Origin of the sequence: Lysinibacillus sp. FW12 (assembly GCF_050817245.1) — a bacterium.
GTDB lineage: Bacteria > Bacillota > Bacilli > Bacillales_A > Planococcaceae > Lysinibacillus > Lysinibacillus irui.
This window is the reverse complement of record NZ_CP139094.1, coordinates 2558983-2580626: the sequence shown is the minus strand read 5'-3', so window position 1 is coordinate 2580626 and position 21644 is coordinate 2558983. Positions and strand designations below refer to the sequence as shown.

Annotated in this window: 29 protein-coding genes; 21 read left to right on the top strand and 8 right to left on the bottom strand. The window is 38.8% G+C overall.

Annotated elements, in window-relative coordinates; all coding sequences use genetic code 11:
- Positions 1-13: 13 nt before the first annotated feature.
- The gene (locus SJW71_RS13340; protein ID WP_431811000.1) at positions 14-1048 is read left to right on the top strand and encodes an HD domain-containing protein; all 1035 of its coding nucleotides are present in this window, start codon (positions 14-16) and stop codon (positions 1046-1048) included.
- Here the strand turns inward: SJW71_RS13340 and SJW71_RS13335 are convergent.
- Positions 1031-1366: a hypothetical protein gene (locus SJW71_RS13335; protein WP_274797006.1), complete on the bottom strand. Its 336-nt coding sequence runs from the start codon at positions 1364-1366 to the stop codon at positions 1031-1033. The two genes, SJW71_RS13340 and SJW71_RS13335, sit on opposite strands and share 18 nt — an antisense overlap.
- Positions 1367-1608: 242 nt before the next feature.
- On the opposite strand from SJW71_RS13335, the gene SJW71_RS13330 reads away from it, so the two are divergent.
- The 6 genes from SJW71_RS13330 to SJW71_RS13305 all read left to right on the top strand — a co-directional run bounded on the left by SJW71_RS13330 (position 1609) and on the right by SJW71_RS13305 (position 4767).
- Positions 1609-2007, top strand: coding sequence for a MarR family winged helix-turn-helix transcriptional regulator (locus tag SJW71_RS13330; RefSeq protein WP_274797007.1), 399 nt, complete (start codon positions 1609-1611; stop codon positions 2005-2007).
- Positions 2007-2354, top strand: coding sequence for a DUF3147 family protein (locus SJW71_RS13325; protein WP_205443261.1), 348 nt, complete (start codon positions 2007-2009; stop codon positions 2352-2354). The genes SJW71_RS13330 and SJW71_RS13325 overlap by 1 nt, the downstream gene beginning before the upstream one ends.
- Before the next feature lie 16 nt (positions 2355-2370).
- A complete protein-coding gene (locus SJW71_RS13320) occupies positions 2371-2856 on the top strand; it encodes a GNAT family N-acetyltransferase (protein WP_274797008.1) in 486 nt (161 codons plus the stop codon).
- 47 nt (positions 2857-2903) lie between these two features.
- The gene (locus tag SJW71_RS13315; RefSeq protein ID WP_274797009.1) at positions 2904-3368 is read left to right on the top strand and encodes a hypothetical protein; all 465 of its coding nucleotides are present in this window, start codon (positions 2904-2906) and stop codon (positions 3366-3368) included.
- Between the two features lie 134 nt (positions 3369-3502).
- Positions 3503-4009, top strand: a complete 507-nt coding sequence (locus tag SJW71_RS13310; protein ID WP_429979096.1) for a hypothetical protein — start codon at positions 3503-3505, stop codon at positions 4007-4009.
- Between the two features lie 314 nt (positions 4010-4323).
- Positions 4324-4767, top strand: coding sequence for a DUF6241 domain-containing protein (locus tag SJW71_RS13305; protein WP_431810999.1), 444 nt, complete (start codon positions 4324-4326; stop codon positions 4765-4767).
- 65 nt (positions 4768-4832) lie between these two features.
- Here SJW71_RS13305 and SJW71_RS13300 read toward each other — a convergent pair whose 3' ends face one another.
- On the bottom strand, positions 4833-5315 hold the full coding sequence (locus tag SJW71_RS13300) for a hypothetical protein (RefSeq protein ID WP_431810998.1): 483 nt from the start codon (positions 5313-5315) through the stop codon (positions 4833-4835).
- A gap of 134 nt (positions 5316-5449) precedes the next feature.
- Here SJW71_RS13300 and SJW71_RS13295 point away from each other — a divergent pair, with 134 nt between their 5' ends.
- The 3 genes from SJW71_RS13295 to thrS all read left to right on the top strand — a co-directional run bounded on the left by SJW71_RS13295 (position 5450) and on the right by thrS (position 9058).
- Positions 5450-6049: a hypothetical protein gene (locus SJW71_RS13295; protein ID WP_431810997.1), complete on the top strand. Its 600-nt coding sequence runs from the start codon at positions 5450-5452 to the stop codon at positions 6047-6049.
- A gap of 12 nt (positions 6050-6061) precedes the next feature.
- The gene (locus SJW71_RS13290; protein WP_274797014.1) at positions 6062-6418 is read left to right on the top strand and encodes a hypothetical protein; all 357 of its coding nucleotides are present in this window, start codon (positions 6062-6064) and stop codon (positions 6416-6418) included.
- Between the two features lie 723 nt (positions 6419-7141).
- The gene (gene thrS / locus SJW71_RS13285; protein WP_431810996.1) at positions 7142-9058 is read left to right on the top strand and encodes a threonine--tRNA ligase; all 1917 of its coding nucleotides are present in this window, start codon (positions 7142-7144) and stop codon (positions 9056-9058) included.
- Between the two features lie 127 nt (positions 9059-9185).
- Here thrS and SJW71_RS13280 read toward each other — a convergent pair whose 3' ends face one another.
- Together SJW71_RS13280 and SJW71_RS13275 are read right to left on the bottom strand one after the other, a co-directional pair.
- A complete protein-coding gene (locus tag SJW71_RS13280; protein WP_431810995.1) occupies positions 9186-9659 on the bottom strand; it encodes a hypothetical protein in 474 nt (157 codons plus the stop codon).
- Positions 9660-9821: 162 nt separating this feature from the next.
- Positions 9822-9992, bottom strand: a complete 171-nt coding sequence (locus tag SJW71_RS13275; RefSeq protein ID WP_004230265.1) for an aspartyl-phosphate phosphatase Spo0E family protein — start codon at positions 9990-9992, stop codon at positions 9822-9824.
- 521 nt (positions 9993-10513) lie between these two features.
- On the opposite strand from SJW71_RS13275, the gene SJW71_RS13270 reads away from it, so the two are divergent.
- On the top strand, positions 10514-11038 hold the full coding sequence (locus tag SJW71_RS13270) for a hypothetical protein (RefSeq protein ID WP_312507288.1): 525 nt from the start codon (positions 10514-10516) through the stop codon (positions 11036-11038).
- Between the two features lie 25 nt (positions 11039-11063).
- On the top strand, positions 11064-11621 hold the full coding sequence (locus tag SJW71_RS13265) for a histidine phosphatase family protein (protein WP_431810994.1): 558 nt from the start codon (positions 11064-11066) through the stop codon (positions 11619-11621).
- Positions 11622-11670: 49 nt separating this feature from the next.
- Here SJW71_RS13265 and SJW71_RS13260 read toward each other — a convergent pair whose 3' ends face one another.
- Entirely contained in the window at positions 11671-12222 is a 552-nt protein-coding gene (locus tag SJW71_RS13260; protein WP_341386146.1) for a GNAT family N-acetyltransferase, read from the bottom strand.
- Positions 12223-12414: 192 nt separating this feature from the next.
- On the opposite strand from SJW71_RS13260, the gene SJW71_RS13255 reads away from it, so the two are divergent.
- Genes SJW71_RS13255 through SJW71_RS13245 form a run of 3 tightly spaced genes read left to right on the top strand, consistent with a single transcriptional unit; the run spans position 12415 to position 13916 of the window.
- On the top strand, positions 12415-12999 hold the full coding sequence (locus SJW71_RS13255) for an SMI1/KNR4 family protein (RefSeq protein ID WP_274797022.1): 585 nt from the start codon (positions 12415-12417) through the stop codon (positions 12997-12999).
- Positions 13000-13497 (top strand): GNAT family N-acetyltransferase, encoded by a 498-nt coding sequence (locus tag SJW71_RS13250; protein WP_274797023.1) that lies wholly within the window; start codon positions 13000-13002, stop codon positions 13495-13497.
- On the top strand, positions 13485-13916 hold the full coding sequence (locus SJW71_RS13245; RefSeq protein WP_274797024.1) for a GNAT family N-acetyltransferase: 432 nt from the start codon (positions 13485-13487) through the stop codon (positions 13914-13916). Before SJW71_RS13250 ends, SJW71_RS13245 begins: the two co-directional genes overlap by 13 nt.
- A 14-nt stretch (positions 13917-13930) precedes the next feature.
- Here the strand turns inward: SJW71_RS13245 and SJW71_RS13240 are convergent, their stop codons facing one another.
- Positions 13931-14668 (bottom strand): class I SAM-dependent methyltransferase, encoded by a 738-nt coding sequence (locus tag SJW71_RS13240; RefSeq protein ID WP_407136013.1) that lies wholly within the window; start codon positions 14666-14668, stop codon positions 13931-13933.
- Positions 14669-14978: 310 nt separating this feature from the next.
- Here SJW71_RS13240 and ccsB point away from each other — a divergent pair, with 310 nt between their 5' ends.
- From ccsB to SJW71_RS13215, 5 genes are all read left to right on the top strand, one after another.
- Positions 14979-16163, top strand: coding sequence for a c-type cytochrome biogenesis protein CcsB (ccsB, locus tag SJW71_RS13235; protein ID WP_274797316.1), 1185 nt, complete (start codon positions 14979-14981; stop codon positions 16161-16163).
- 64 nt (positions 16164-16227) lie between these two features.
- Positions 16228-16518, top strand: coding sequence for a hypothetical protein (locus tag SJW71_RS13230; protein ID WP_431810993.1), 291 nt, complete (start codon positions 16228-16230; stop codon positions 16516-16518).
- An 86-nt stretch (positions 16519-16604) separates the two neighbouring features.
- A complete protein-coding gene (locus SJW71_RS13225; RefSeq protein ID WP_431810992.1) occupies positions 16605-16811 on the top strand; it encodes a hypothetical protein in 207 nt (68 codons plus the stop codon).
- Between the two features lie 87 nt (positions 16812-16898).
- Positions 16899-17093: a hypothetical protein gene (locus tag SJW71_RS13220; protein ID WP_431810991.1), complete on the top strand. Its 195-nt coding sequence runs from the start codon at positions 16899-16901 to the stop codon at positions 17091-17093.
- 3 nt (positions 17094-17096) lie between these two features.
- On the top strand, positions 17097-17261 hold the full coding sequence (locus tag SJW71_RS13215; protein ID WP_431810990.1) for a hypothetical protein: 165 nt from the start codon (positions 17097-17099) through the stop codon (positions 17259-17261).
- Between the two features lie 153 nt (positions 17262-17414).
- Here the strand turns inward: SJW71_RS13215 and SJW71_RS13210 are convergent, their stop codons facing one another.
- Both SJW71_RS13210 and SJW71_RS13205 read right to left on the bottom strand, forming a co-directional pair.
- Complete coding sequence (locus tag SJW71_RS13210) at positions 17415-18605, bottom strand: amidohydrolase (RefSeq protein WP_431810989.1); 1191 nt, start codon at positions 18603-18605, stop codon at positions 17415-17417.
- A gap of 12 nt (positions 18606-18617) precedes the next feature.
- The gene (locus tag SJW71_RS13205; RefSeq protein WP_431810988.1) at positions 18618-20147 is read right to left on the bottom strand and encodes an AbgT family transporter; all 1530 of its coding nucleotides are present in this window, start codon (positions 20145-20147) and stop codon (positions 18618-18620) included.
- 150 nt (positions 20148-20297) lie between these two features.
- On the opposite strand from SJW71_RS13205, the gene SJW71_RS13200 reads away from it, so the two are divergent.
- Complete coding sequence (locus SJW71_RS13200; RefSeq protein WP_322605016.1) at positions 20298-21611, top strand: hypothetical protein; 1314 nt, start codon at positions 20298-20300, stop codon at positions 21609-21611.
- Positions 21612-21644: the final 33 nt, after the last annotated feature.

Sequence of the window (21644 nt, the reverse complement as noted above, 5' to 3'; positions counted from 1 at the left end):
TGATTACAGATGCATGTATGGATCATTCGAAATTGATGGTGTGCTAGAAGAACTTATTTTAAGCGAGCGAGTGCAACGATTAAAAGGAATTCATCAGGCTGGAGCGAGCTTTCTAGTCAACAGCAATTGGAATATTTCGAGATTTGAGCATTCGATAGGTGTTATGCTACTGATCAAAAAGTTTGGGGGATCAGTGGAGGAGCAAATTGCGGGCCTATTACATGATGTCTCCCATACTGCATTTTCTCATGTCGTGGATGTTGTCCTTGATAATGAAGCGGAAGATTATCATGAAATGATATGGTTGGATGTCATCAAGCAATCGACAATCCCTGCAATAATTAAAAAACATGGCTACGATGCAGAGAATATTTTACTTAATCCATTAAGATGGCTAATACTAGAGCAACCAGCTCCAGCATTGTGTGCGGATCGTGTAGATTATACATTAAGAGATATGTATTTTTACGGCCAAGTCTCAATTCAAGATATCCACCAATTTTTACAGGATGTATTCATTTATCAAGGGAAAATGTGTGTGACAACAATTAGAAGTGCAGAGTGGTTTGTGAAAACTTATTATCAGGAAGTGTTAGACTTTTTCCTGCATCCTTTAAATATTTATGCTACTCGTAAGTTAGCACAAGTTATTAAATTATCGCTAGACAAACAAATTCTAACACTAGGGGATCTCCAAAAAACGGATGACGACGTATTGATGTATATGAAAGCTTTGCATGATCAAGCCGTTCAAGCTCTTTTACAGCAGCTCCATGAACATGTTGAAGTATGCGAGAATCAAGAGAGTTTTGATTTTCATTTTCGGAATAAGGTACGTTTAATTGATCCATTTGTTTATCACGAACAGCAATTATGGAAGGCAAGCGAACTATCAGACAATGTAAAATATATGAATACCCAAGCGATTGACAGGTTTAAGAAGGGTGTTTATGTGAAGATTATCAACAGGTTGACGAATTTTCGATCTACTAAAAAAGGGGCTGTCATATGGCAGCTCCTTTTTCAACTTTTAAGCGAACATCGATAGTATATATTTGCCAGATAGCATAAATACGGCATAGACAGCGAGTGCGCTCATGACCGAAATACTTGGCTTCAACCAATTCGTTAATAAAAAGACAAGTACGGTAAATAACAACATACCGACCGCGCCAAATACTGTATTTTGTAAGACGGTATGAAAGGTATCTTCTTTCATATTTTTCATTTGCATCCCCATATTGATGAGCGTCAGAATCGGTAATGCGGTAATAATGCCTGACAAAAATAAGTATTTTGATTGGCTTAGCAGCAGCGCCAGTACCATGATTGTGCCACCAACTAGAAAATAGAGAAAGTATAACATTGGATGTCCTCGATTAAATACAGAATAGGGTAATAATAATGTAGAAAGTTGATGATGACAAGTACCTATTTCACATCGTTAGCAAGATACGCAGAAAGATAGATGATTATGAAAAATAGATAGAAATTTTAAGAAGGTTGTTGGGGAACTGTCTGAAAATAAAAACTTTAAGGATGTCTCTTTTGTTATGTCGTATTATACGATATAATCGTGTGGAACGATATATTAAAGGAGTCTAGACGATGATTAAAGATATAAATGACTATTTTACAACGATTTTCTATCATCTACATACAACACATGAGGATGTCATTTCCCATCAAAGCGTCCGTATTTTACAGATGATTCAAAAGGAAGCGGAAGTAACAGTACGTGATATTGCTGGATTACTAAATATTTCTCCCAATACAGCGTCAGAGCATATTAAAAAGCTGGAGCGCCATGGCTGGGTGACAAAGGAGCGTGCGAGCGATGATCAACGGAAAGTTATTCTTCATTTAACCCCAGAAGGGCTACAGGTGCTGAAGAAAAACTCCGAATTAGATGAGGACAAGCTACAGCAGGCACTTCTTCAGCTAACTGAACAGGAACAGCAAGCTATCCTACAGGCATTTCGACGCCTAAGTGAGGTGGCGAAATAATGTATACATTTTTTAAAATTCTTAGCTCGGCGGCGATTATTGGTGTTGTAACCGAGGTAGCACGAAGATTTCCAACCTATGGTGGCATTATTGCCGCATTGCCGTTGGTGAGTATTTTAAGTATTATTTGGCTGACGGTGCAAAGTGAGTCGAGCGAGCATATTCAGCGTTTTACCGTAGGAGTCATCGTTGGCCTGCCAGCAACAATGTGCATGCTTTTTGTGATATACATGGCGATGAAATCCTCAATGCATATCGTCCTTGCTATTGGTCTAGGTGTGCTGTCATGGGCAGTGTTCCTAGGCATTCAAAAGGCGATTGCAGGTGTTTTTCATATTTCGATTTAAAAAAGGGGTTCTAAACATGACATTGACAAAAATTCACCAATTACCCCAACATGAGGTGCTTCATTTTTTTGAGGAGCATTGGGGCAGTACAGAAATGGTCATTTCCAGTGGGATCTATGACTGCAGTCAATTAGAAGGCTTTGCTTTTTTGGATGAGCAGCGAGCGATTATTGGATTGATTACCTATATTATGCGCGAAGAGGACTGTGAAATTATATCATTGGATAGTACAGTTGAGGGGAGAGGCATTGGTTCAGCGCTTGTAAAAGCTGTAGAGCAAGAAGCTGTTGGACAAGGTTGTACAAGCATTTCTCTTATCACAACGAACGATAACTTACATGCCTTGAAATTTTATCAAAAACGAGGCTATTATTTACTCGAAATATTGCGCAATGCAGTCGAACAGGCGAGAGCCTATAAGCCTTCTATCCCTTTCATTGGTAATGATGGTATCCCGATACGAGATGAAATACGTTTACAAAAACAACTTGACTATCAATAGGTCAGGTTGTTTTTGTTATACTGATGAAAGAGAAAGAGAGGGAAAGTATGAAAAAATTACTATTTATTTTTGTATTGAGTGTACTTGTGGTCGGTGCCGTTTTTATGATTTATCTCAAAAGTAATCCGCCACTTGTCATTCAAAGCTATACAAGCAAACAGGACAATGAGGCAGTCAAAATAATAGCGCTTGAAAATAAAGGGCTACGTGAAATTAAACTCAAACAACTTCTTGTGAACGATAAGCTTCCAGACAGCGTAGAGCTTGTCATTAGTAAGTCCGAACCATTTGAGGTAGAAACAAAACTAGAGGGAAATAGCCAAATGTCTTTTCATAAATTATCACAGCGCATAATTTTACCAAGTCGATACATAGATCAACAAGCGATTGGCAAGCAGCCCCAGCATTATGCTGTTCAAGTTCAAGCTTCTGACATTAAGAAAGTAACGATTCACTATGAGTATTTAAAAATACCTTTTACACTAACAGCCGAGCTTCAAGCGGGGAAATAAGGATAAGCGAAGCAAATTTTGTCTTATCCTTTATGCCCGTGTCTATTTCTAAGATTGTTTGATGAAAAGCACCTATCTCTCCTAAATCATGGTAATATTTTAGTAACAGCAATCTTGATACTAGGAGGGACCTAATGGCATTTATCATTTTTGGTATAGTACTATTTATCTGTATTATCACTGTGACGTTAGTGTTAATGAAAAAGCTTTCGAACAATGATATTATGCTTGACGTGACAGCCACTTGTAATGGGAGAAATGAAGACAATCAAACGATAATGAAAATATATTTTATGTATTCAATTGGTCGGGTTGCCAGTCGAAGACGAGAAATAATAGGTAGTATTGAATGGTCTGAAGGTTGGATGCCAGTTAGCTACAATTTAAAAGAGAACGGTGCTTATCATGAGGAGCGGCTTCTATTTGCAACAACTGAGCAATCCTATTGTACTTTTGACATCAATGCAGCAAAGGCAATTGATGAACAGGGGCGGGGAGAGGGCTATGTAGTTCTTGTGCTGGAAAGTCCGACCCATTCTAATATATCGAGAGCGGGGGTTGTTCTCGCAGTCACAGCCAATATGGTCACATATCAATTATCTGACTCAACGAGCTGGCACAATGATGTTGTAGTCAATTAGCTTAGCTATCCAATGTCTTAGGGCAATGGAAAATACGTTGACGTATCCTTAAAAAGGACAACTAGCAGAAGATCTGAGGCTACTCAGAACGAACCATCGCTTGAGCATTGTATGAAATTGGAGCCTTTATTCGAGTTATGGCAAAAATCTATGCTATTGCAAACTACCAAACTCTCATGCATACAAGCATCAACAAATGCTTTGCAGCGTGAATAGACAATTCATAATGTCTCCTACATATGTAGGGGACTTTTTGTGTTTCTATTGTTTGGCCGTAATAAATTTGCGATAATTTTTAAAGAGGTGGTTTAAAATTGAAAAAAAGTTATATTTGGGGTGTTCTTTTTGTAGCTGTAGTGTTGAGTATAGGTGTTGCGTTTTGGATAAATGATAAAGAAACAGAGTCCATTGTTGAAGATGATGGGGAAGAATCACTTAATGAAACGGATTTATCTTGGGTAGACGGTGTTCATGCCGCTATGCTTGATGATTGGCAAAGTGGAGATAAAACGTTTGATGAACGTTTAGTGCAAGAAGTGATGTTAGATATGACACACCAAAAGGTTGATACGCATGTAGAAGAAGGTACAATGGAGATAACAGCGGAACGAATTGATCATTTGATGCAGATAACAGAAGAAGAGGAAGCCGTCTTTTTTCATAATGAAACATATATTGATATATTAAAACGTTGGAAAGAAAATGATTTTTCAACAGTTGAGGGTGACCATCAACTACTCCATTCTCTTTATGATTGATGATTTAATACGCTTATACAGTTTTTGTCCTTATATAGAGGCACTTACATTTGAGTAAGTGCCTCTTATTTTGTTGTATTTACTAAAATACTAAAAAAATCACTATCGTTTACAATGGCATAATTTTCTCGATTATTAACAATATGCAGCGACTTTTTGTCTGAAATAAGATACATTGTATAACCTGTATTTAATGAAATCGTTATTCGGTAATCGTACTCAGTTGGGTCTATTGTTGATTTAGCAAATTTTGCATTCTGAAAAGCTTGTATAAGCTTTTTTTGCGTTTCTTCTGGAATTTCAATTCGTGTAAATATATCTTTTTTATCTGTATCAATGGTATGAACGGTTATAGTCTGCTTTTCCACATTAAAATCAGCGTTTGCTAATATATCCTTTGCGGAGTATTCAGTGTTCTCCAGTACGTCTGTTGTAGAGTTGTTATTTTTCATAACATCTGTTGTAGAATCGCTTTGGTCTTTTTTTACAATTAAAAAACCAACAGCGATAATGATAAGGAAAGACAAGATCATGATGATTTTTTTCATATAGACCCCCCTTTTTTAATTAACTGAATTATAGCAATTTTGGTACTTAAAAGTAAAATTAGGCTGTTTATGGAACCAAATGGTGGGAATATCGTATAGAAAGAAGAAGGATCGTAGGATGGAGGAGGAGTTGGATGTCTAAAATGCCAAGCAAGGGCTACGACGACCCAAGGCTAGAAGAAATAGACGAAGAAATTTGTGTACTGTTGCAACTACGGAAAGAGCAATTCAGTCATACCCCAGGTTTCCCCACTGATGAAACCATCTCGGAATGGGCGCAAAAGTATGGCCTTGATGACTTATTTTTAACCATGCTCTTTAGTTTAATAAGATCAGAAAAATACTATCAAGCAAAGGTAGAACCTACAGGCTTTCTTCAATATATTCCCGTATTACAGACAGTTGAAGCGGGGGAACGGTTATATACAGTTTCCTATATTCGCCAATACAAAAATGCAAGTGTGGTCCAGCTATTAATTGACTGGGATGCGCAACAAGACGCTACTCAGCGTATTCATGAAAAATTGGACTGCAAATATTTAAAGTTGTTTATAGATGATCATTACGAATGTCGAAATACGGGTGCGAGCGGCTCGGATGGGCATGAAAGCAATAAGTTTGTGGTGACACCACCCTTACCAGATGACATCCAAGGACTCGACTTCGTGTTTACAGAATATCATGATGTTTTTGAAGAAAAGCCAACAGGATTTACTGTCACTATGCATTGTTAGGGGGAAGGCTTGTTGAAAAAATGGATACTTCCACTGGTCCTGTTTATCCTTTTAGCAGGCTGTCAAAGTGAAGAACAAGAGATTCATTACATTGCTAAAAGTGAACATTGGAAAGCGATCTATCATAATAATACCGAGGAAGGCTTACGTTTATATTATCTGGGTGACTCCCATGATTTGGGGCCTTTACAAATTACAATTGAAGGAACAAAAATCACTCAATCGTTGGATGATGCACATTTAAATAAAGAGGGATATTATTCATTCACGAAAAAAGAGAGTGAGAAAATGTTTAAACGTGATGCGAAACCTATAATTCATATGAAATGGCAAACTAAAAGCGAGACTTTAGAAGTGAAAAATCATTAAGAGATAACAAAAATGTGCGAATTGAGCAACGGGGAAATGTAGTGGTCGTGAATAAAGATTAGCGGAACCAAAATACTCCACTTGTGAACGTTATGTCATTTATGATGATACCTTTGATAGTTTTATTTTTCACATACTGTAATGAGTTGAAAGAGGAAATATGTGATGATCTGCATTGCCGCTACTGTGTACAGCGGCCTGATTACACACTGCCTAGCAATCGTTAATTTTTTCAAATCAGTGTTTGACAAAAAATCCACTATTCGTTATAGTAATTAACAATTTCATGCAAGATGAAATGGGCAATGATAAGGACAAGAGATTTAATCAACCATTTTCAGAGAGGGAGGCAATCGCTGCAAGCTTCCTAATGTCGTGATTTCTTCTTACTACCTTGGAGCCGTGCTTGGAAACTTGCACCGTTTTTTGCAACGTTACAGCAAAATCAATGAGCCGCTAGCAAATAAACTAGTGGGAATTTGGGTGGAACCACGGGTAATAACACATACTCGTCCCTTTGTTGGGGCGAATATGTGTTTTTTTTATTTTGATTCAGCAATTGTTTTTATTTCGAAAACATAGCGACAACGGAATCAAGATAAACGCTCAGGCGGGTGTCATGGATGAATTTTGGAGAGAGCTTTTCGAGCAAACTCCAAAAATCTAGACAGAAACAATGCCGAGGCGCATATTATTACATTTTTACTAAAAGGAGTAGAGAACATGTCAAATCAAGTTATTCACATTCAATTTCCAGATAGTCAACAGCAAGTATTTACGAAAGGCGTGACACTAACCGATATTGCGCAGGCAATTCGTCCCGAGCTTCGTAAAAAGGCAGTGGCAGGAAGTGTTAATGGAACCATCGTTGATTTGACGCACCCGATTATGGAAGATGCTCAAGTTACATTGTACGATGCAAGCTCGAAGGAAGGGATCGAGGTTATTCGCCATTCTACGGCCCATTTATTAGCGAAAGCAATTAAGCGACTATACCCACATGCACAATTTGGGGTAGGACCAGTCATTGAAAACGGCTTTTATTATGATATAGATATTGCCAACACATTAACACCAAGTGATTTGCAGCAAATTGAGAAAAAGATGAAACAAATTGCGCAGGAAAATATCCAAATTCACAGGCGTGAAGTATCTCGGGAGGAAGCACAGCGGCTATTTGCACACGATGCGTTGAAGCTAGAGCTAATTGAGGCTATTCCGGTAGATGAAGCGGTAACGATTTATGAGCAGGGAGAGTTTTACGATTTATGTCGAGGCCCACATGTCCCAACTACAGGTAAATTGCAGCACTTTAAATTAATGCATGTGTCAGGAGCTTATTGGCGAGGTGACAGCAGTAAGCCAATGCTTCAGCGCATTTACGGTGTAGCCTTTGCTACAAAAGAAGAGCTGCACAACCATTTTGTCTTTTTAGAGGAAGCGGAAAAGCGTAATCATCGCAAGCTTGGTAAAGAGCTATCCTTATTTATGTTTTCAGAAGAAGCGCCTGGCATGCCATTTTATTTAGCAAACGGTCAAATTTTGCGCAATGAGCTGGAAACCTATTTGCGACATTTACAAGCGAAATATGATTATAGGGAAGTAAGGACACCACTAATGATGAATCAGCGCCTCTGGGAGCAGTCGGGCCATTGGGATCATTATAAGGATCAAATGTATTTTACACAGGTGGATGATCAAAGCTTTGCCTTAAAGCCAATGAACTGCCCAGGACATATGCTCATTTTTAAAAACAGCCTCCATTCCTATAGAGACTTACCAATTCGCATGGCTGAATTTGGGCAAGTACATCGACATGAATTTAGTGGAGCCTTAAATGGTTTATTACGTGTCCGATCATTTTGTCAGGATGATGCCCATATTTTTGTAACACCACAGCAAATTGAGGATGAAATTGCGCTGGCATTAAAGATTATTGACGAGGTGTACAACGTATTTGGTTTCCGCTATACAATAGAATTATCGACACGACCAGATGATTATATGGGCGATTTGGCACTATGGGATCAAGCAGAAGCGGCACTAGAGAACGTGCTAACAAATTTGGGTATTGCCTATACAATCAATGAGGGCGATGGCGCTTTTTATGGACCAAAAATTGACATTCATATTAAAGATGCAATTCAGCGCAGCCATCAATGTGCAACAGTACAGCTTGATTTCCAGCTGCCAGAGAAGTTTGATTTAACATATATTAATGAACACAATGAAAAAGTAAGACCTGTTGTTATCCATCGAGCGGTATTTGGCTCGATTGATCGCTTCTTAGGCATTCTTATTGAGCATTTTGGAGGAGCATTCCCAACTTGGCTAGCACCACAGCAAGTACAAGTTATTAATGTTGCAGAAGTGCATCATGACTATGCCAAACAAGTAGTAGAAGTATTACAAGAGCAAGAAATTCGTGTGCAATTAGATGACCGCCAAGAAAAGCTTGGGAAAAAGATACGTGAAGCACAGCTACAAAAAATTCCGTATATTCTTGTCATTGGAGATCGTGAGGTTGAGAACCAACGAGTGGCTGTTCGTAGACATGGTCAGCAAAATTCCGTTGAGCAATCACTACAGCAACTAATAGATGACATCACAGGAGCTATTCAAGAAAAAAGGTTATCTTAATTCCACTGTAGAAAAAAAGCTTGCTTTGAATGTACGTGTTCAAAGCAAGCTTTTCAATTTTTAGAAAAATTTTATTTCTATTTTTTTGAAATGACTACTAGAATCTACGTGATGTGCATACAATGAATTAAAGGTCCTTGGAACTTTCTAGAAAATGTGAATGTCCAAGTATTACTTCTTGTGTTTCAGCGTCGATGACAAGAAATTTTTGATAGGACTCATCGGTATTGTGCTGAAAGGATGCTAAAAAATAAACTTGTCGATTGGGATGAATAAAAGTATGTTGAGAGAGGTCGATTGTTTCCTGATTACTATTTGTTTGTAAATAAAAGTTTTGTGTCGCATTTTCTATATCTCTAAAAGCCATTTTTTGACGAATATTCAATGAAGCATTAGCATATTCCTCATAAATTGTACGATTAAGCTGCTGATAAAATTCGTCCTCATCACGAAACGATTGAAATTGGTTGTTTGGATATTGATATAGTGTATTGATTTCAGTTGGTGTGCAAAGTGTGGGTGTTGTTTTGTCTACTGAATGTTGAGGTGGCAATAATATTTTAGAAACAACCATAAAAGTTAAGATGAATACTTGCATCATTCAACCTCCAAATGTCTTCTTAAGAAAAACATCGCCTACTTTTACTGTATCTATACATTTCGGCTTGATGAATGAATGCATGCATGAAAGATAAAACCAGCCAAAAAACTTGTCTGGCTTTATCTCAATCTATTCTTTCTTCTATATAGATGCCTCGTTTGATTAGGAAGCTTGAGCTTGTTTTAAATATCTATTAAGTAGGACATCCAATTCTTGACTGTAATCTACTACAATAGGGTGGGTGAAACCAAGATCCTTTGCCTTTTTATACATAATTCTTCGTTTGATCTCAATTTCCGCCTTCAAGAATTGTTTAAGTAATAAGTTTACCAAGATATTTTCCTCCTAATTTTTTATCCATATTCCTGAAATTAATTTCTCATGACCTCGATTCAACTTTTTCATTGTATATCACTTATATTAAAAAAAATGTCATATTGTGTATCGTTTAGCAAATTCGTAATTTAGTCACATGTAGGGACCTTTATCCTGTTTAATAAAATGAAATGTTTTTTATAATGTTGAATAAAATGGTCTATTTAATTCCCTTTTTATAGAAAATTATACCATGCTTAAAACCCTATTCATTGACTTGATAGGGTTATTTGCTTGCTTTTATTTAGAAAAAATTAAGTGAAAAAAAAGAAGGTATTGATCCTTTTATACTATGAAAATAGTTGTGAATAGAAATTGAATTTTCCGATAATTTATCCTGTGATTTTTATCTTGTCACATTTTAGCAAATTCCCTTTTATGTTGTTTAGAATTGTGGACATTTCATTATGTATGGTGAAATGTTGAGAATTTTTGAAATTAATGGAATAATAAAAGATAGATTTGAGGTGATGAAGTGTATGGTGAAAAAGCTAGTTTATGTTGCAGTTATTGCAAGTTTACTAGCAGCATGTGAAGCGAAAGAACCCGCTCAACAACCTACCATTGATGCTGACATCGTCAAGACAGCTGCGACTGACTTTAGTTATGTAGCCAATTTACCATCAGAAAAAAAGGAGCACTATCAGACGTTCTTAAATGACGGCGATATAGCAGTTTTGCAAACCTTTTCGCCAGAGGAGATGGTACTGATAATGCTCGATTTAGTGCACGAAACACGAATAGATGCATTATATGCAATTACTTACCAAAATAGTGCAACTCCTACAAAAGAAAAGTTTGAACAGCAATATATGGATTTACGGGCATATGATTTGTTAGAAACCTATCTAATGTTTCGTTATTATGATCAAGTAGCTATTAATGAAGCGAGCACCCCAGATAGGCAGGTTGTTCAACTGGAAATTTCCGCGAGTAATCACAACTTCGCAAAAACCTTTGCTCTTCAAAGGCAAGATGGTATTTGGAAGATTCTTTTATTTTGAAAACAGGGGAGATGAAAAGAATAGGATGACTGTTATGTATTTTGTAAGACATGCTCATGCACATTATTCAGTGGATGAATATCACCGACCTCTCTCGACGCAAGGGATAAATGATGCGGAGCGTGTTACAAAATTATTTAAAGAGAAACAAATTGAAGCAATCTATGCTAGTCCATATCGTCGAGCAATTCAAACAGTGGAGGGCATTGCGCATGCTCATCATCTACCCATACAAACCGTGGATGCTTTAAAAGAACGGCAGCTTTCAAGTGGAGCGATGACGGATTTTCATGCAGCTATTCAGCGAGTGTGGCAGGAGCCAAGCTTTGCGTGGGAGGGTGGGGAGTCAAATGAACAGGCGACGGCACGTGCTGTCGAGAGCTTGCAATCCATCATTCTTACCCATCCACAGGAGAGCCTTGTTTTAGGGACACATGGCAATATCATGGTATTGATGATGCAATACTTTGATGCCCGCTATGATTACGCATTTTGGCAGCAGCTTACGATGCCGGATATTTATAAACTAACATTCCAAGGTTTAGCACTACAGCAAGTAACACGCATATGGCAAGAGGAATAAACAAAAAGAGATACTACAGCAACCATAGTATCTCTCTTGTAGTTATTGGTTAATTTTTCTCCCATTCCGAGCGTAGTAAGCCAAACAATAAGATGTCATGAAATGTACCGAAGCGAAAAATTTCTTGGCGTAAAGTACCTTCTTTTGTGAAGCCGCATTTTTCATAGGAGCGAATAGCTGCCTGATTAAAGCTAAAAACCTGAAGCTTGATTTTTTGTACAGCGATGTATTGAAAAATAAAATCTATGAGTGTTTTCATTGCATCAGTACCATATCCTTTGCCTTGCCACGCTTTTCCGATTGCAATGCCTACAGAGCAAGTGCTGTTTTGCCAGTTGACGGAAAAAACACCGCAGGAGCCAATCAGTTGATGGGAGTCCTTTTCATAAATGCCAAAAAAGAATTCCTCCTTTTTTCCACTTATACTATGAAAGAATGCAGTGTGATCCTCTTTCGTTTGAGGAAAGGGAATATCATCATTGGCAAGAAGCAATGTAGTTATTTCACTTTCGTTGGCTACGAAGCCTTCTAAATCAGTAGAAGCCATTTGCTGTAGCATAACTGATTGACCAGTTAGAAATGTGTTGACATAGTGTTCCATTTGTTATTCTCCCTTGTATCAGGGCTGCAAGTAGCGTTACAACCCTTTGATTGTTGATAAAAATTTAACGTCTACTGCATTGAACGAACTCATAGGCACAACTCCTTCTTCATGAATACTTCCATAGTAGCATGACGGAATAGTAAAAGTATATTAATGTAAAAAATAAGTTTAATAGAAAGAGGGATTAAAATGCGTACTAGCTATTTTCAACGTTTACTCCAACACTTACCTGAAGAGGAACAACGACAATTAGAGCGTGCAACTGGTGCAACAGATACACAAATTCAGGCATTGCTTGAAGTTTTTCCGGATTGTCCGCAGTCCTTACTAGCATTACTTCAGGATGTCAATGGTACCTATTATTGTAAGCATGGTCAAGAAACAATCTGTGTTCTTGTCCTAGGTTCCGATTTAGGTGACTACCCGTATTATCTGAAATCCGTTGAGCAAATCATTGAAGATTATCATGACAATCGAGAATCAATATATGAACGTTATCAAGAGTTTTTGGAGTATGTCGAAGTCGACGGAAAAATCAATATGCATGTGCCATTAAATGAACGATTATGCTTTGCCGATTGCATGAATAATGGTGGAACATCTAGCCTGTTTCTTGATTTTTCACCAAATGAAGCGGGACAAGTAGGGCAAGTGGTTCGTTATGTGCATGATCCAGATAGCTTTGAGGTCATTGCCTCCTCCTTTGATGATTACTTACAGCAGCTTCAAGAAGGGGACTACGAATTTACAGCTATTTACGAGGAGGAGTACTAAATGTCCATGAAGCTTATGTTCTATGAGGATAGTGCGCAATCTTTAATAGAAGAATATACAATAACAGATGAGCAGCTCCGCTATACAAAGTCACCACAGGAAAATATTGAACTCGCTAGGCAGGATCACAGTCGGCATGCTATTTTAGCCATGGATGGAGACAAGCTGGTAACCTTTTTTGTGCTACATGAAAAAGACGGGGTCAAGCCTTACACTTCTAATGATAAGGCATTGTTAATCCGTTCATTTTCTACTGATTATTACGAGCAGGGTAAAGGCTATGCCAAGAAGGCACTGCAATTGTTACCTGATTTTGTGCGGCAGCATTTCCCTCATATAAATGAGCTTGTGCTAGGTGTAAATGTACCAAATAAAGCGGCGCAAGCCCTTTATACAAAGTGCGGATTTGTGGATGAGGGAAGACGGGTCATGGGATTTCGAGATGAGATTAAGGTGATGAGCTATTCTATGAAGGATGATGATAAATGCAAAATATAATAGAAGCAGGAATGGAGCACTTACAGGTACTTTGTGCGATTGATCAAGAAGTAATTGGCGATCAATCAAGAAGTCATGAAATTCAACAAGCTATTAAAGAGCAACGCTGCCTTTTGTATCAAGCTAATAAGGATGCTGCGGGTTTTCTACTATTTAATAACGACTTTTTTGGTCATAGCTTTATTTCTTTAGTGATTGTCAAGCCTTCCGAGCGGAGAAAAGGGGTGGCGACTAGCTTAATGCGTGCATATTTGGAAGTCGCGAGGACACCAAAGGTATTTTCTTCTACTAATCAATCCAATACAAGCATGCAGCAAGTATTTCAAGCCTTAGGGTTTATTAAAAGTGGCTTTATTGACAACTTAGATGAAGGGGATCCAGAAATTATTTATGTAAAAAAAGCCTCACCACAGGAGTAGGGTGAGGCTTTTACTTATTTTTTAGCTTTTATAAATAAAAAGGACGGACGGCGTAGCTCCTTTTCAAGGGAAGGAAGCTGAAGGATAGCTTCTTTGCTAGGAAGAGGTTCGACTATTTTCTCAATGGTTAACCCGTGGGCAATCAATGTATTGATCATCGTCGCAATGGTACGATGATATTTGACAACCCCTTCCACGAGCCATGTCTGCTCACGCAAGCCCTCTTCATGATAATGATCGATTGCATAGTGAAGACGATTATGCTCGTCATCATAAATCCAATTATCCTCCATTGCTTGACGAGCTGTAGCAATCGGATGCTCGACAGAAAAAACAAAAACACCGTTAGGACGTAGCATTCGAGCTATTCGGTCAATAACCGCATCGAAGTCTTTAACATAATGAAGGGAAAGGGAGCTTGTTATACAATCAAAGCTATTGGAAGGCCCTTCATAATCCTCGATTGCTTGTAGCTGATAGTCAATTTGCGGATGGGCATGCTCTTGTTTCGCCATTGCCAACATATTACTAGAAACATCCAGTGCGGTCACATGCTTGGCCTGATGGTCGATACAATATTTGGCGAACTCACCCATACCACAGCCGATATCGAGAATGTCGCTATTCGTTAATGGCGGTAGTAAAGATTTCATTGTGGGCTGCTCCAACAGACGATTATAATTCAATTCCTTTTGCCTTAATGCTTTGTATTGATGGAAAAATATCGGATTATCATAAATATTTTGTTTCATGGAAAACCTCCAATTTGTGAAACATAACGTTATGTCAATTGTGCGCATCATTATTTTCCCATGGGAGGCGAAAAAGAAATAGACTTTTTTTGCAATTTTTTGTAGGATGTAGATAGAGGCATATCACTTTTTCTATTACCATCTATTTACAATTAGATGGTTTTTTGTTATGCTCTACGTCCTTCAATTCTCCTGCTATTTCACCAATTTGTAACAATTCGAAAAAATAAAAATATTTACAGGGAAAACATGGCACCTCTTGCAATCTTGTATCGTTCCTATTAGTTGGAAGCAAATTCCGAAAAAGAACATGGGAGGGATTCATGTGAATCAAGAAACCTTATTATCTATTAGCAGCAATTCTTTATTTGTTGCCTTTATCTTACTACTGATTGCAATTGTGCCATTAGGACTTGCGGTCAAATCAAAGGGCAAATTATTCGGCAAGCTAGGACTGTTTCTCACGTATGTAGCCTTTGCTTTACAGCTCGTCTATTTTGTGGTGAGATGGATGGCTGTAGATCATGCACCTGTGAGTAATATGTATGAATTTATGACATTCTTTGGCATTATGCTGACAGGAAGTTATTTAATTATTCATTTCCTCTATAAACAAATTGTAGTGGGCTTATTTACTATTCCTGTTTCATTAATCATCCTTGGATATGGAAGCGTTTTCGCGAAGGAAGTATCACCACTTGTTCCTTCACTGCAAAGCCACTGGTTAACTATTCATGTTATGACAGTTGCCTTTTCTAGTGCAATTTTATCAGTGTCCTTTGCTACAGGTTTGATTTATTTATTAAGAACGTTGGATGTCTCGAAGAAATCCATCAGTACATACGGTCTAGAGTTTGTTTTATATTGTTTAGTTGTGGTCATCGGCTTTATCGGTGTTTCCACGACATTTAGCTTTGCCTCAGACGATGTCAAAGTACAATTTGACAATGCGCAGGGACAGTCAGAACAAGCCGTTTACTCGATGATGCCACTTATTGTGACAAAAGGTGCGGTCACAGAAAATGGTGAAGCAGTCGGTATGATTGAAATCACGAACAAAATTGATGCCAAAAAGTTAAATTCCATTGTTTGGGCATTTATGGTCGGTACGATTTTATACGCTGTCATTCGATTAATTACAAGAAAATCTATTAGTGCTTTATTAAAGCCATGGACAAGCCGAGTGCAGCCCCAATTAATGGATGAAATATCCTACCGTGCTGTCGTCATCGGCTTCCCCTTATTCGCATTAGGCGGCCTATTGTTTGCTATGATCTGGGCACAAATTGCGTGGAGTCGCTATTGGGGCTGGGACCCAAAAGAGGTTTGGGCATTGATTACCTTTTTATTCTACGCTGCCTTTCTCCATTTCCGACTATCCAAAGGCTGGGAAGGTGAGAAAACAGCCTGGCTAGCCATCATCGGCTTCGGCATCATCGTATTCAACCAAGTCTTCGTCAATCTAGTAATTGCCGGCCTACATTCCTATGCTTAATTTAGAGTGCACTTGCTTGGAAGTAGACCAATCAGTGCGAGAACTGCTCCAAAGTGAGTGAGAAGTGATCCAAACAGTGAGGGAACCGCTCCATAGTGAGGGGAAAGTGATCCAAAAGGTGATAGAACCGCTCATTAGTGAGGGGAAAGTGATCCAAAAGGTGAGGGAACCGCTCATTAGTGAGGGGAAAGTGATCCAAAAGGTGAACGAACCGCTCCAAATTGGGTGGGAAGTGATCCAAAAGGTGAACGAACCGCTCCAAAGTGAGTTGGAAGTGATCCAAAAAGTGACCGAACCGCTCCAAAGTGAGTTGGAAGTGATCCAAAAGGTGATCGAACCGCTCCAAATTGGGTGAGAAGTGATCAAACAGTTAGGAAACCGCTCCAAGGTGAGTGAGAGGTGATCCAAAAGGTGAACGAACCGCTACAAAGTGAGTGAGAAGTGATCCAAAAGGTGATTGAACCTCTCCAAATTGGGTGGGAAGTGATCCAAAAGGTGATCGAACCGCTCCAAATCGGGTGGGAAGTGATCCAAACAGTGAGGGAACCGCTCCAAAGTGAGTTGGAAGTGATCAAAAAAGTGACCGAACCGCTCCAAAGTGAGTTGGAAGTGATCAAAAAAGTGACCGAACCGCTCCAAATCGGGTGAGTAGTGATCCAAAAGGTGATTGAACCGCTCATTAGTAAGGGGAAAGTGATCCAAAAGGTGATAGAACCTCTCCAAAGCGAGTGAGAGGTGACCGAACCGCTCCAAAGTGAGTGGGAAGTGATCCAAAAGGTGAACGAACCGCTCCAAAGTGAGTTGGAAGTGATCCAAAAAGTGACCGAACCGCTCCAAAGTGAGTTGGAAGTGATCCAAAAGGTGATAGAACCGCTCAATAGTGAGAGGAAAGTGATCCAAAAGGTGATAGAACCGCTCCAAAGCGAGTGAGAGGTGATCCAAAAGGTGATCGAACCGCTCCAAAGTGAGTTGGAAGTGATCCAAAAGGTGAGGGAACCGCTCCAAATTGGGTGGGAAGTGATCCAAAAGGTGATCGAACCGCTCCAAAGTGAGTTGGAAGTGAACCAAAAAGTGACCGAACCGCTCCAAAGTGAGTGAGAGGTGATCCAAAAAGTGATCGAACCGCTCCACCAAATCAGGAAATCACACCAAAGCAAGGCAGAACCGCTTCACCCCGAAGAGAACCTCTTAAATCCTCCGCTTCTCAACAAAAATAGGACGAGATGCTGCATGCATCTCGTCCTATTAATTTTAATTATGCTTTGCGAAGTAGTCTAATGTTGCTTGGCCTAGAACGTTGGCAGCAATTCGTAAGGAGCGTTCGTCGATATCGAATTTCGGGTGATGGTGAGGATATACTTCCTCCCAATTTGGATTTTTTGCGCCTGTAAAGAAGAAGGAACCTGGGATTTCCTCTAAGTAATAGGCAAAATCCTCACCACCCATATTAGGGTCAACCAGTTCAACAGCTGCTACATCTGCAATTTTCTCTGCGGATTCCATAATATGCTCTGTCTCTGCTTCATGGTTAACAACAGGTGGATAGCCTCGTACAAACTCATATTCGTAGTCTGCTTTTGTTAAATAGCATGTGGCCTTTAATAGTTCTTCAATTTCACGCTCTAGCAAACTGCGCTCTTCCTCGTGGAAAGTGCGTACAGTACCTTTCATATACACTTGATCAGCAATGACATTGAATGGATTGAGGGCCTCGATATGCCCAATCGACACTACTGCTGGACGTAATGGATTGACGCGACGTGCCACGAGCTGCTGTAAATTCGTAATAAACTGTGCCGCTAAAACAATGGAATCCTTGGTGTCACTTGGGTTGGAACCGTGGCCACCTTTGCCTTTGATTGTTATATAAATACCATCTGCTGCAGCCATTAATGGTCCCTTCGCTGTTTGTACTTTTCCAAGTTCAGTTGGAGCCCATAAATGTGTACCAAAAATAACATCGACACCTTCTAGGCAGCCGTCCTTAATCATTGAAATAGCTCCACCCGGGGCCAGCTCCTCTGCATGCTGATGAATAAAGACGATAGTTCCTGCTAGGTCATCCTTCATTTTGTTGAGTGCCTTCGCTAAAATTAACAGGGAGGCAGTGTGTCCATCATGTCCGCAAGCATGCATACGACCTTTAATTTTTGATTGGAAAGGTAAGCCTGTTTCTTCTGTAATGGCTAAGGCGTCAAAATCCGCGCGTAACGCTACGGTTTTCCCGGGTTTACCACCTACTAGCTTTGCCACAACACCATTGCCACCTACACCTTCATGAACCTCATGACCTAAGGCGCGATGAAAGGCTGCGATTGTTTTCGGCGTTTCTACTTCCTCGAAGGAAAGTTCGGGATTTTCATGGAAATGACGACGAAGCTGAATCATTTCTTCCTCATATTGCTTTAATAACTCTGCTAATTGTTGTTGTAATGCTGTCATGTAAAACACTCCTTATTTTAAGTAAATATAATCACCAGGTCCTAGCGGTAAACCGAATAGGAACCAAAGAGCAAATAAGATAATCCAGCCGATTGCAAAGAATACCGAGAACGGTAATAAAGAGGAAATAAGTGTTCCGATACCGATATTTTTATCGTAGCGCTTTGCAAACGACAGAAGAATCGCGAAATACGGTAACATCGGCGTTATTGGATTTGTAATCGAATCCCCTACACGATAGGCTATTTGTGTAATCGCTGGGGTATAACCTAAGTAGAGGAACATCGGAACAAAAATCGGTGCAAGCAAAGCCCATTTGGCTGATGCACTGGCGATTAATAAGTTAACAAATGCACAAATTAAAACAAAGCCAATCATCATTGGTAAACCTGTAAAATTTAATGCTTGTAACAGCTCAGCCCCTTTAATGGCTAAAATAGAACCAATATTACTCCAGTTGAAGAAGGCGATCATTTGTGAAGCGGCAAAAGCTAATACAATAAATGGTGCCATATCAGCGATGGATTTAAAAATTTTCTCCGCAACTTCTTTATCGTTTTTAACCTCCTTCGCTGCAATACCATAGGCAAGACCAGGTAATAGGAAGAAGAATAACATGATGGGTACAATGCCTGACATGAAAGGTGAATTTAAAAAGCCGCCTGTTTCAGGATCACGTAAAAGCCCATTCGATGGAATAACTGTAATAGCAATGACTAAAATATAAGCTAGCATTACGATTCCAGCCCATTTTAATCCTCGTTTTTCTAGGGCTGTCAATGGCTCTAGCTTTTCAACCTCTCCGTTAAACGTACCGAAGCGAGGCTCTGTAAACTTTTTCGCAACCCACGTGCCAATAATGACTAGTAAAAACGTCGAAGCAATTAAGAAGTAGTAGTTCATCGTTGCACGACCAGTATACGTAGGGTCTGCTATATGTGCTGCTGATTCGGTAATTCCTAGTAATAATACATCGAGAGAGCTAATCAAAATGTTGGCACTGAAGCCTCCAGCTACAGCTGCATATGTAATAATTAAACCAGCTAATGGATTACGACCAATACTCATAAAAATCATAGCTGCAATAGGTGGTAAAATGATAAATGCCGCGTCAGCAGCTAAGTTTCCAACTAAACCTGTAAAAATAATAAAAGGTACAATTAACTTTGTCGGTGCTGACATCACGATCTTCTTCATGACAGCCGAAATTAGCCCTGTTTGCTCAGCTAAACCAATACCAATCATCGTCACGATAACTAGCCCTAGAGGAGCAAAGCCTGTAAATGTCGATACCATTTGCGTTAAAATTAAGATGAGTCCTTCTTGACTTAGCAGGTTTTTGACTTCAATGACATCATCTGTACCGGGTTGAACTGCTGAAATACCTAGCATAGATAGAACCCATGATAAAACTAGTACTATACCTGCTAGAATAATAAATAACGTGATTGGGTCTGGTAATTTATTGCCTGCACGTTCGATTTTATCTAACATGTTGTCAATCCAAGATTTTTTCTTAATTGTTTGTGAATTCCCTTGCATAAATTTCATCTCCTTTTATACTTTATTAGACTTATTCTTTAAAAAATGAATGTCTGTAATTTAAGACATTAAAAATCTATGTCCTTTATACAAAGAAACCATATTTTCTGACTATTTTCAATATTTATTTTTCAATAAGGAGATATATGTATGTATAAAATTAATGTTTTTACCGCAAAACGTTCGCTTTCTTGGGTTCAGCAACTTGAAAAAATTAAACCCGCTTTTTGTAAATTTCATTACTATGCTTATAACGATAATGCACATTTACATGAGCTTTTAGAGAAGCATTTAGATGGGGGAGATGGAGCACTTTTTAGCGGGCAGATTCCTTATTTCTTTGCTAAAAGCTATTTTCAAGAAGTAACAGTACCCATGCATTATTTCGATATTTCAGAGCGTGATTTTTACCGTACCGTTACGGAGCTTTTTTATGAGAAAAAGATAGCTATGAATCGTATCGCCATCGATTTTTGTTATGAGGAAAACGGCTATCTTGGTATTCATGAATGGTCGATAGGTGAAAAACCGTTTCTTTTTAGCCAAACAATGAGCGAGTTCGCTAGTAGCGATATTATCGACAAAGCTGCAGAATGGCACATACAATTGCATAACGAAAACAAGGTTGAGCTAAGCTTTACACGCATTGCAGAAATACGTGAACGATTAGCGCTTCAAAACATACCGTTTATTGCTTTTTACCCATCTCTGTATGCCATGCAATTAACATTGGATCATTTTGTCAAACAGCTTCAAATTCGCCAGCTTAATCAAAACAAAGTCGTTGTTGTACATATTTTAATTCCGATAGACAAATCGAATCTAGATGACTTAGAATATCGGCAAATCGCCTTATATAAAGCGATTTTAGATTTCAAACAACTATATGCTTGTTCGTTTATCGTGCATCGAGAGGCTTCATTCCTTGCGATTATCACGACATATCAGCAATTCTTATCTACAACAGATCAATATACACATTGTCAGTTAGTTGATTTTTTAAATGATAAGCTATCCTTTCCTGTCAAAATAGGGTGGGGGATTGGTGACTCTCTTATTGAAAGTCAGGAGTTTGCTAAAAAAGCCGCAACCCTCTGCTCCTCAAAGGAAACACAGGGCTATATAATTGAAAATACGCGAGAAATCGGACCTTTATTATATGCAACAAAGCTACAGTTTGACGATGAAAAACAACAATACTTAAAAACGTTAAGCACTACCTATGACATTCCTTTATTACAATTACAAAAAATTGACGCTATGCTGGAAAAGCTAACGACCACTATCGTCAGTGGCGAATTGCTCAGCACTCATCTTGGCATAACAGTCCGCTCGGCAAACCGAATTTTAAAGCAGCTCCATGAAAAAAATTTAGCACACGAATTGCCAAGCAATACCTCTTCAACACGTGGGCGCCCAAAAAAGTATTATCAAATTACTTTAACGAACAAGGATATTAACTAAAATTACTATCAAACAGGGGCTTAGTGGACAGTT

Excerpts from the sequence above, each read along its gene's own strand:
- SJW71_RS13340 (WP_431811000.1), top strand. The coding sequence starts at position 14 with ATGTATGGATCATTCGAAATTGATGGTGTGCTAGAAGAACTTATTTTA.
- SJW71_RS13335 (WP_274797006.1), bottom strand. The coding sequence starts at position 1,366 with ATGTTATACTTTCTCTATTTTCTAGTTGGTGGCACAATCATGGTACTG.
- SJW71_RS13330 (WP_274797007.1), top strand. The coding sequence starts at position 1,609 with ATGATTAAAGATATAAATGACTATTTTACAACGATTTTCTATCATCTA.
- SJW71_RS13325 (WP_205443261.1), top strand. The coding sequence starts at position 2,007 with ATGTATACATTTTTTAAAATTCTTAGCTCGGCGGCGATTATTGGTGTT.
- SJW71_RS13320 (WP_274797008.1), top strand. The coding sequence starts at position 2,371 with ATGACATTGACAAAAATTCACCAATTACCCCAACATGAGGTGCTTCAT.
- SJW71_RS13315 (WP_274797009.1), top strand. The coding sequence starts at position 2,904 with ATGAAAAAATTACTATTTATTTTTGTATTGAGTGTACTTGTGGTCGGT.
- SJW71_RS13310 (WP_429979096.1), top strand. The coding sequence starts at position 3,503 with ATGGCATTTATCATTTTTGGTATAGTACTATTTATCTGTATTATCACT.
- SJW71_RS13300 (WP_431810998.1), bottom strand. The coding sequence starts at position 5,315 with ATGAAAAAAATCATCATGATCTTGTCTTTCCTTATCATTATCGCTGTT.
- SJW71_RS13295 (WP_431810997.1), top strand. The coding sequence starts at position 5,450 with ATGTCTAAAATGCCAAGCAAGGGCTACGACGACCCAAGGCTAGAAGAA.
- thrS (WP_431810996.1), top strand. The coding sequence starts at position 7,142 with ATGTCAAATCAAGTTATTCACATTCAATTTCCAGATAGTCAACAGCAA.
- SJW71_RS13280 (WP_431810995.1), bottom strand. The coding sequence starts at position 9,659 with ATGATGCAAGTATTCATCTTAACTTTTATGGTTGTTTCTAAAATATTA.
- SJW71_RS13270 (WP_312507288.1), top strand. The coding sequence starts at position 10,514 with ATGGTGAAAAAGCTAGTTTATGTTGCAGTTATTGCAAGTTTACTAGCA.
- SJW71_RS13265 (WP_431810994.1), top strand. The coding sequence starts at position 11,064 with ATGACTGTTATGTATTTTGTAAGACATGCTCATGCACATTATTCAGTG.
- SJW71_RS13260 (WP_341386146.1), bottom strand. The coding sequence starts at position 12,222 with ATGGAACACTATGTCAACACATTTCTAACTGGTCAATCAGTTATGCTA.
- SJW71_RS13255 (WP_274797022.1), top strand. The coding sequence starts at position 12,415 with ATGCGTACTAGCTATTTTCAACGTTTACTCCAACACTTACCTGAAGAG.
- SJW71_RS13250 (WP_274797023.1), top strand. The coding sequence starts at position 13,000 with ATGTCCATGAAGCTTATGTTCTATGAGGATAGTGCGCAATCTTTAATA.
- SJW71_RS13245 (WP_274797024.1), top strand. The coding sequence starts at position 13,485 with ATGCAAAATATAATAGAAGCAGGAATGGAGCACTTACAGGTACTTTGT.
- SJW71_RS13240 (WP_407136013.1), bottom strand. The coding sequence starts at position 14,668 with ATGAAACAAAATATTTATGATAATCCGATATTTTTCCATCAATACAAA.
- ccsB (WP_274797316.1), top strand. The coding sequence starts at position 14,979 with ATGGGAGGGATTCATGTGAATCAAGAAACCTTATTATCTATTAGCAGC.
- SJW71_RS13210 (WP_431810989.1), bottom strand. The coding sequence starts at position 18,605 with ATGACAGCATTACAACAACAATTAGCAGAGTTATTAAAGCAATATGAG.
- SJW71_RS13205 (WP_431810988.1), bottom strand. The coding sequence starts at position 20,147 with ATGCAAGGGAATTCACAAACAATTAAGAAAAAATCTTGGATTGACAAC.
- SJW71_RS13200 (WP_322605016.1), top strand. The coding sequence starts at position 20,298 with ATGTATAAAATTAATGTTTTTACCGCAAAACGTTCGCTTTCTTGGGTT.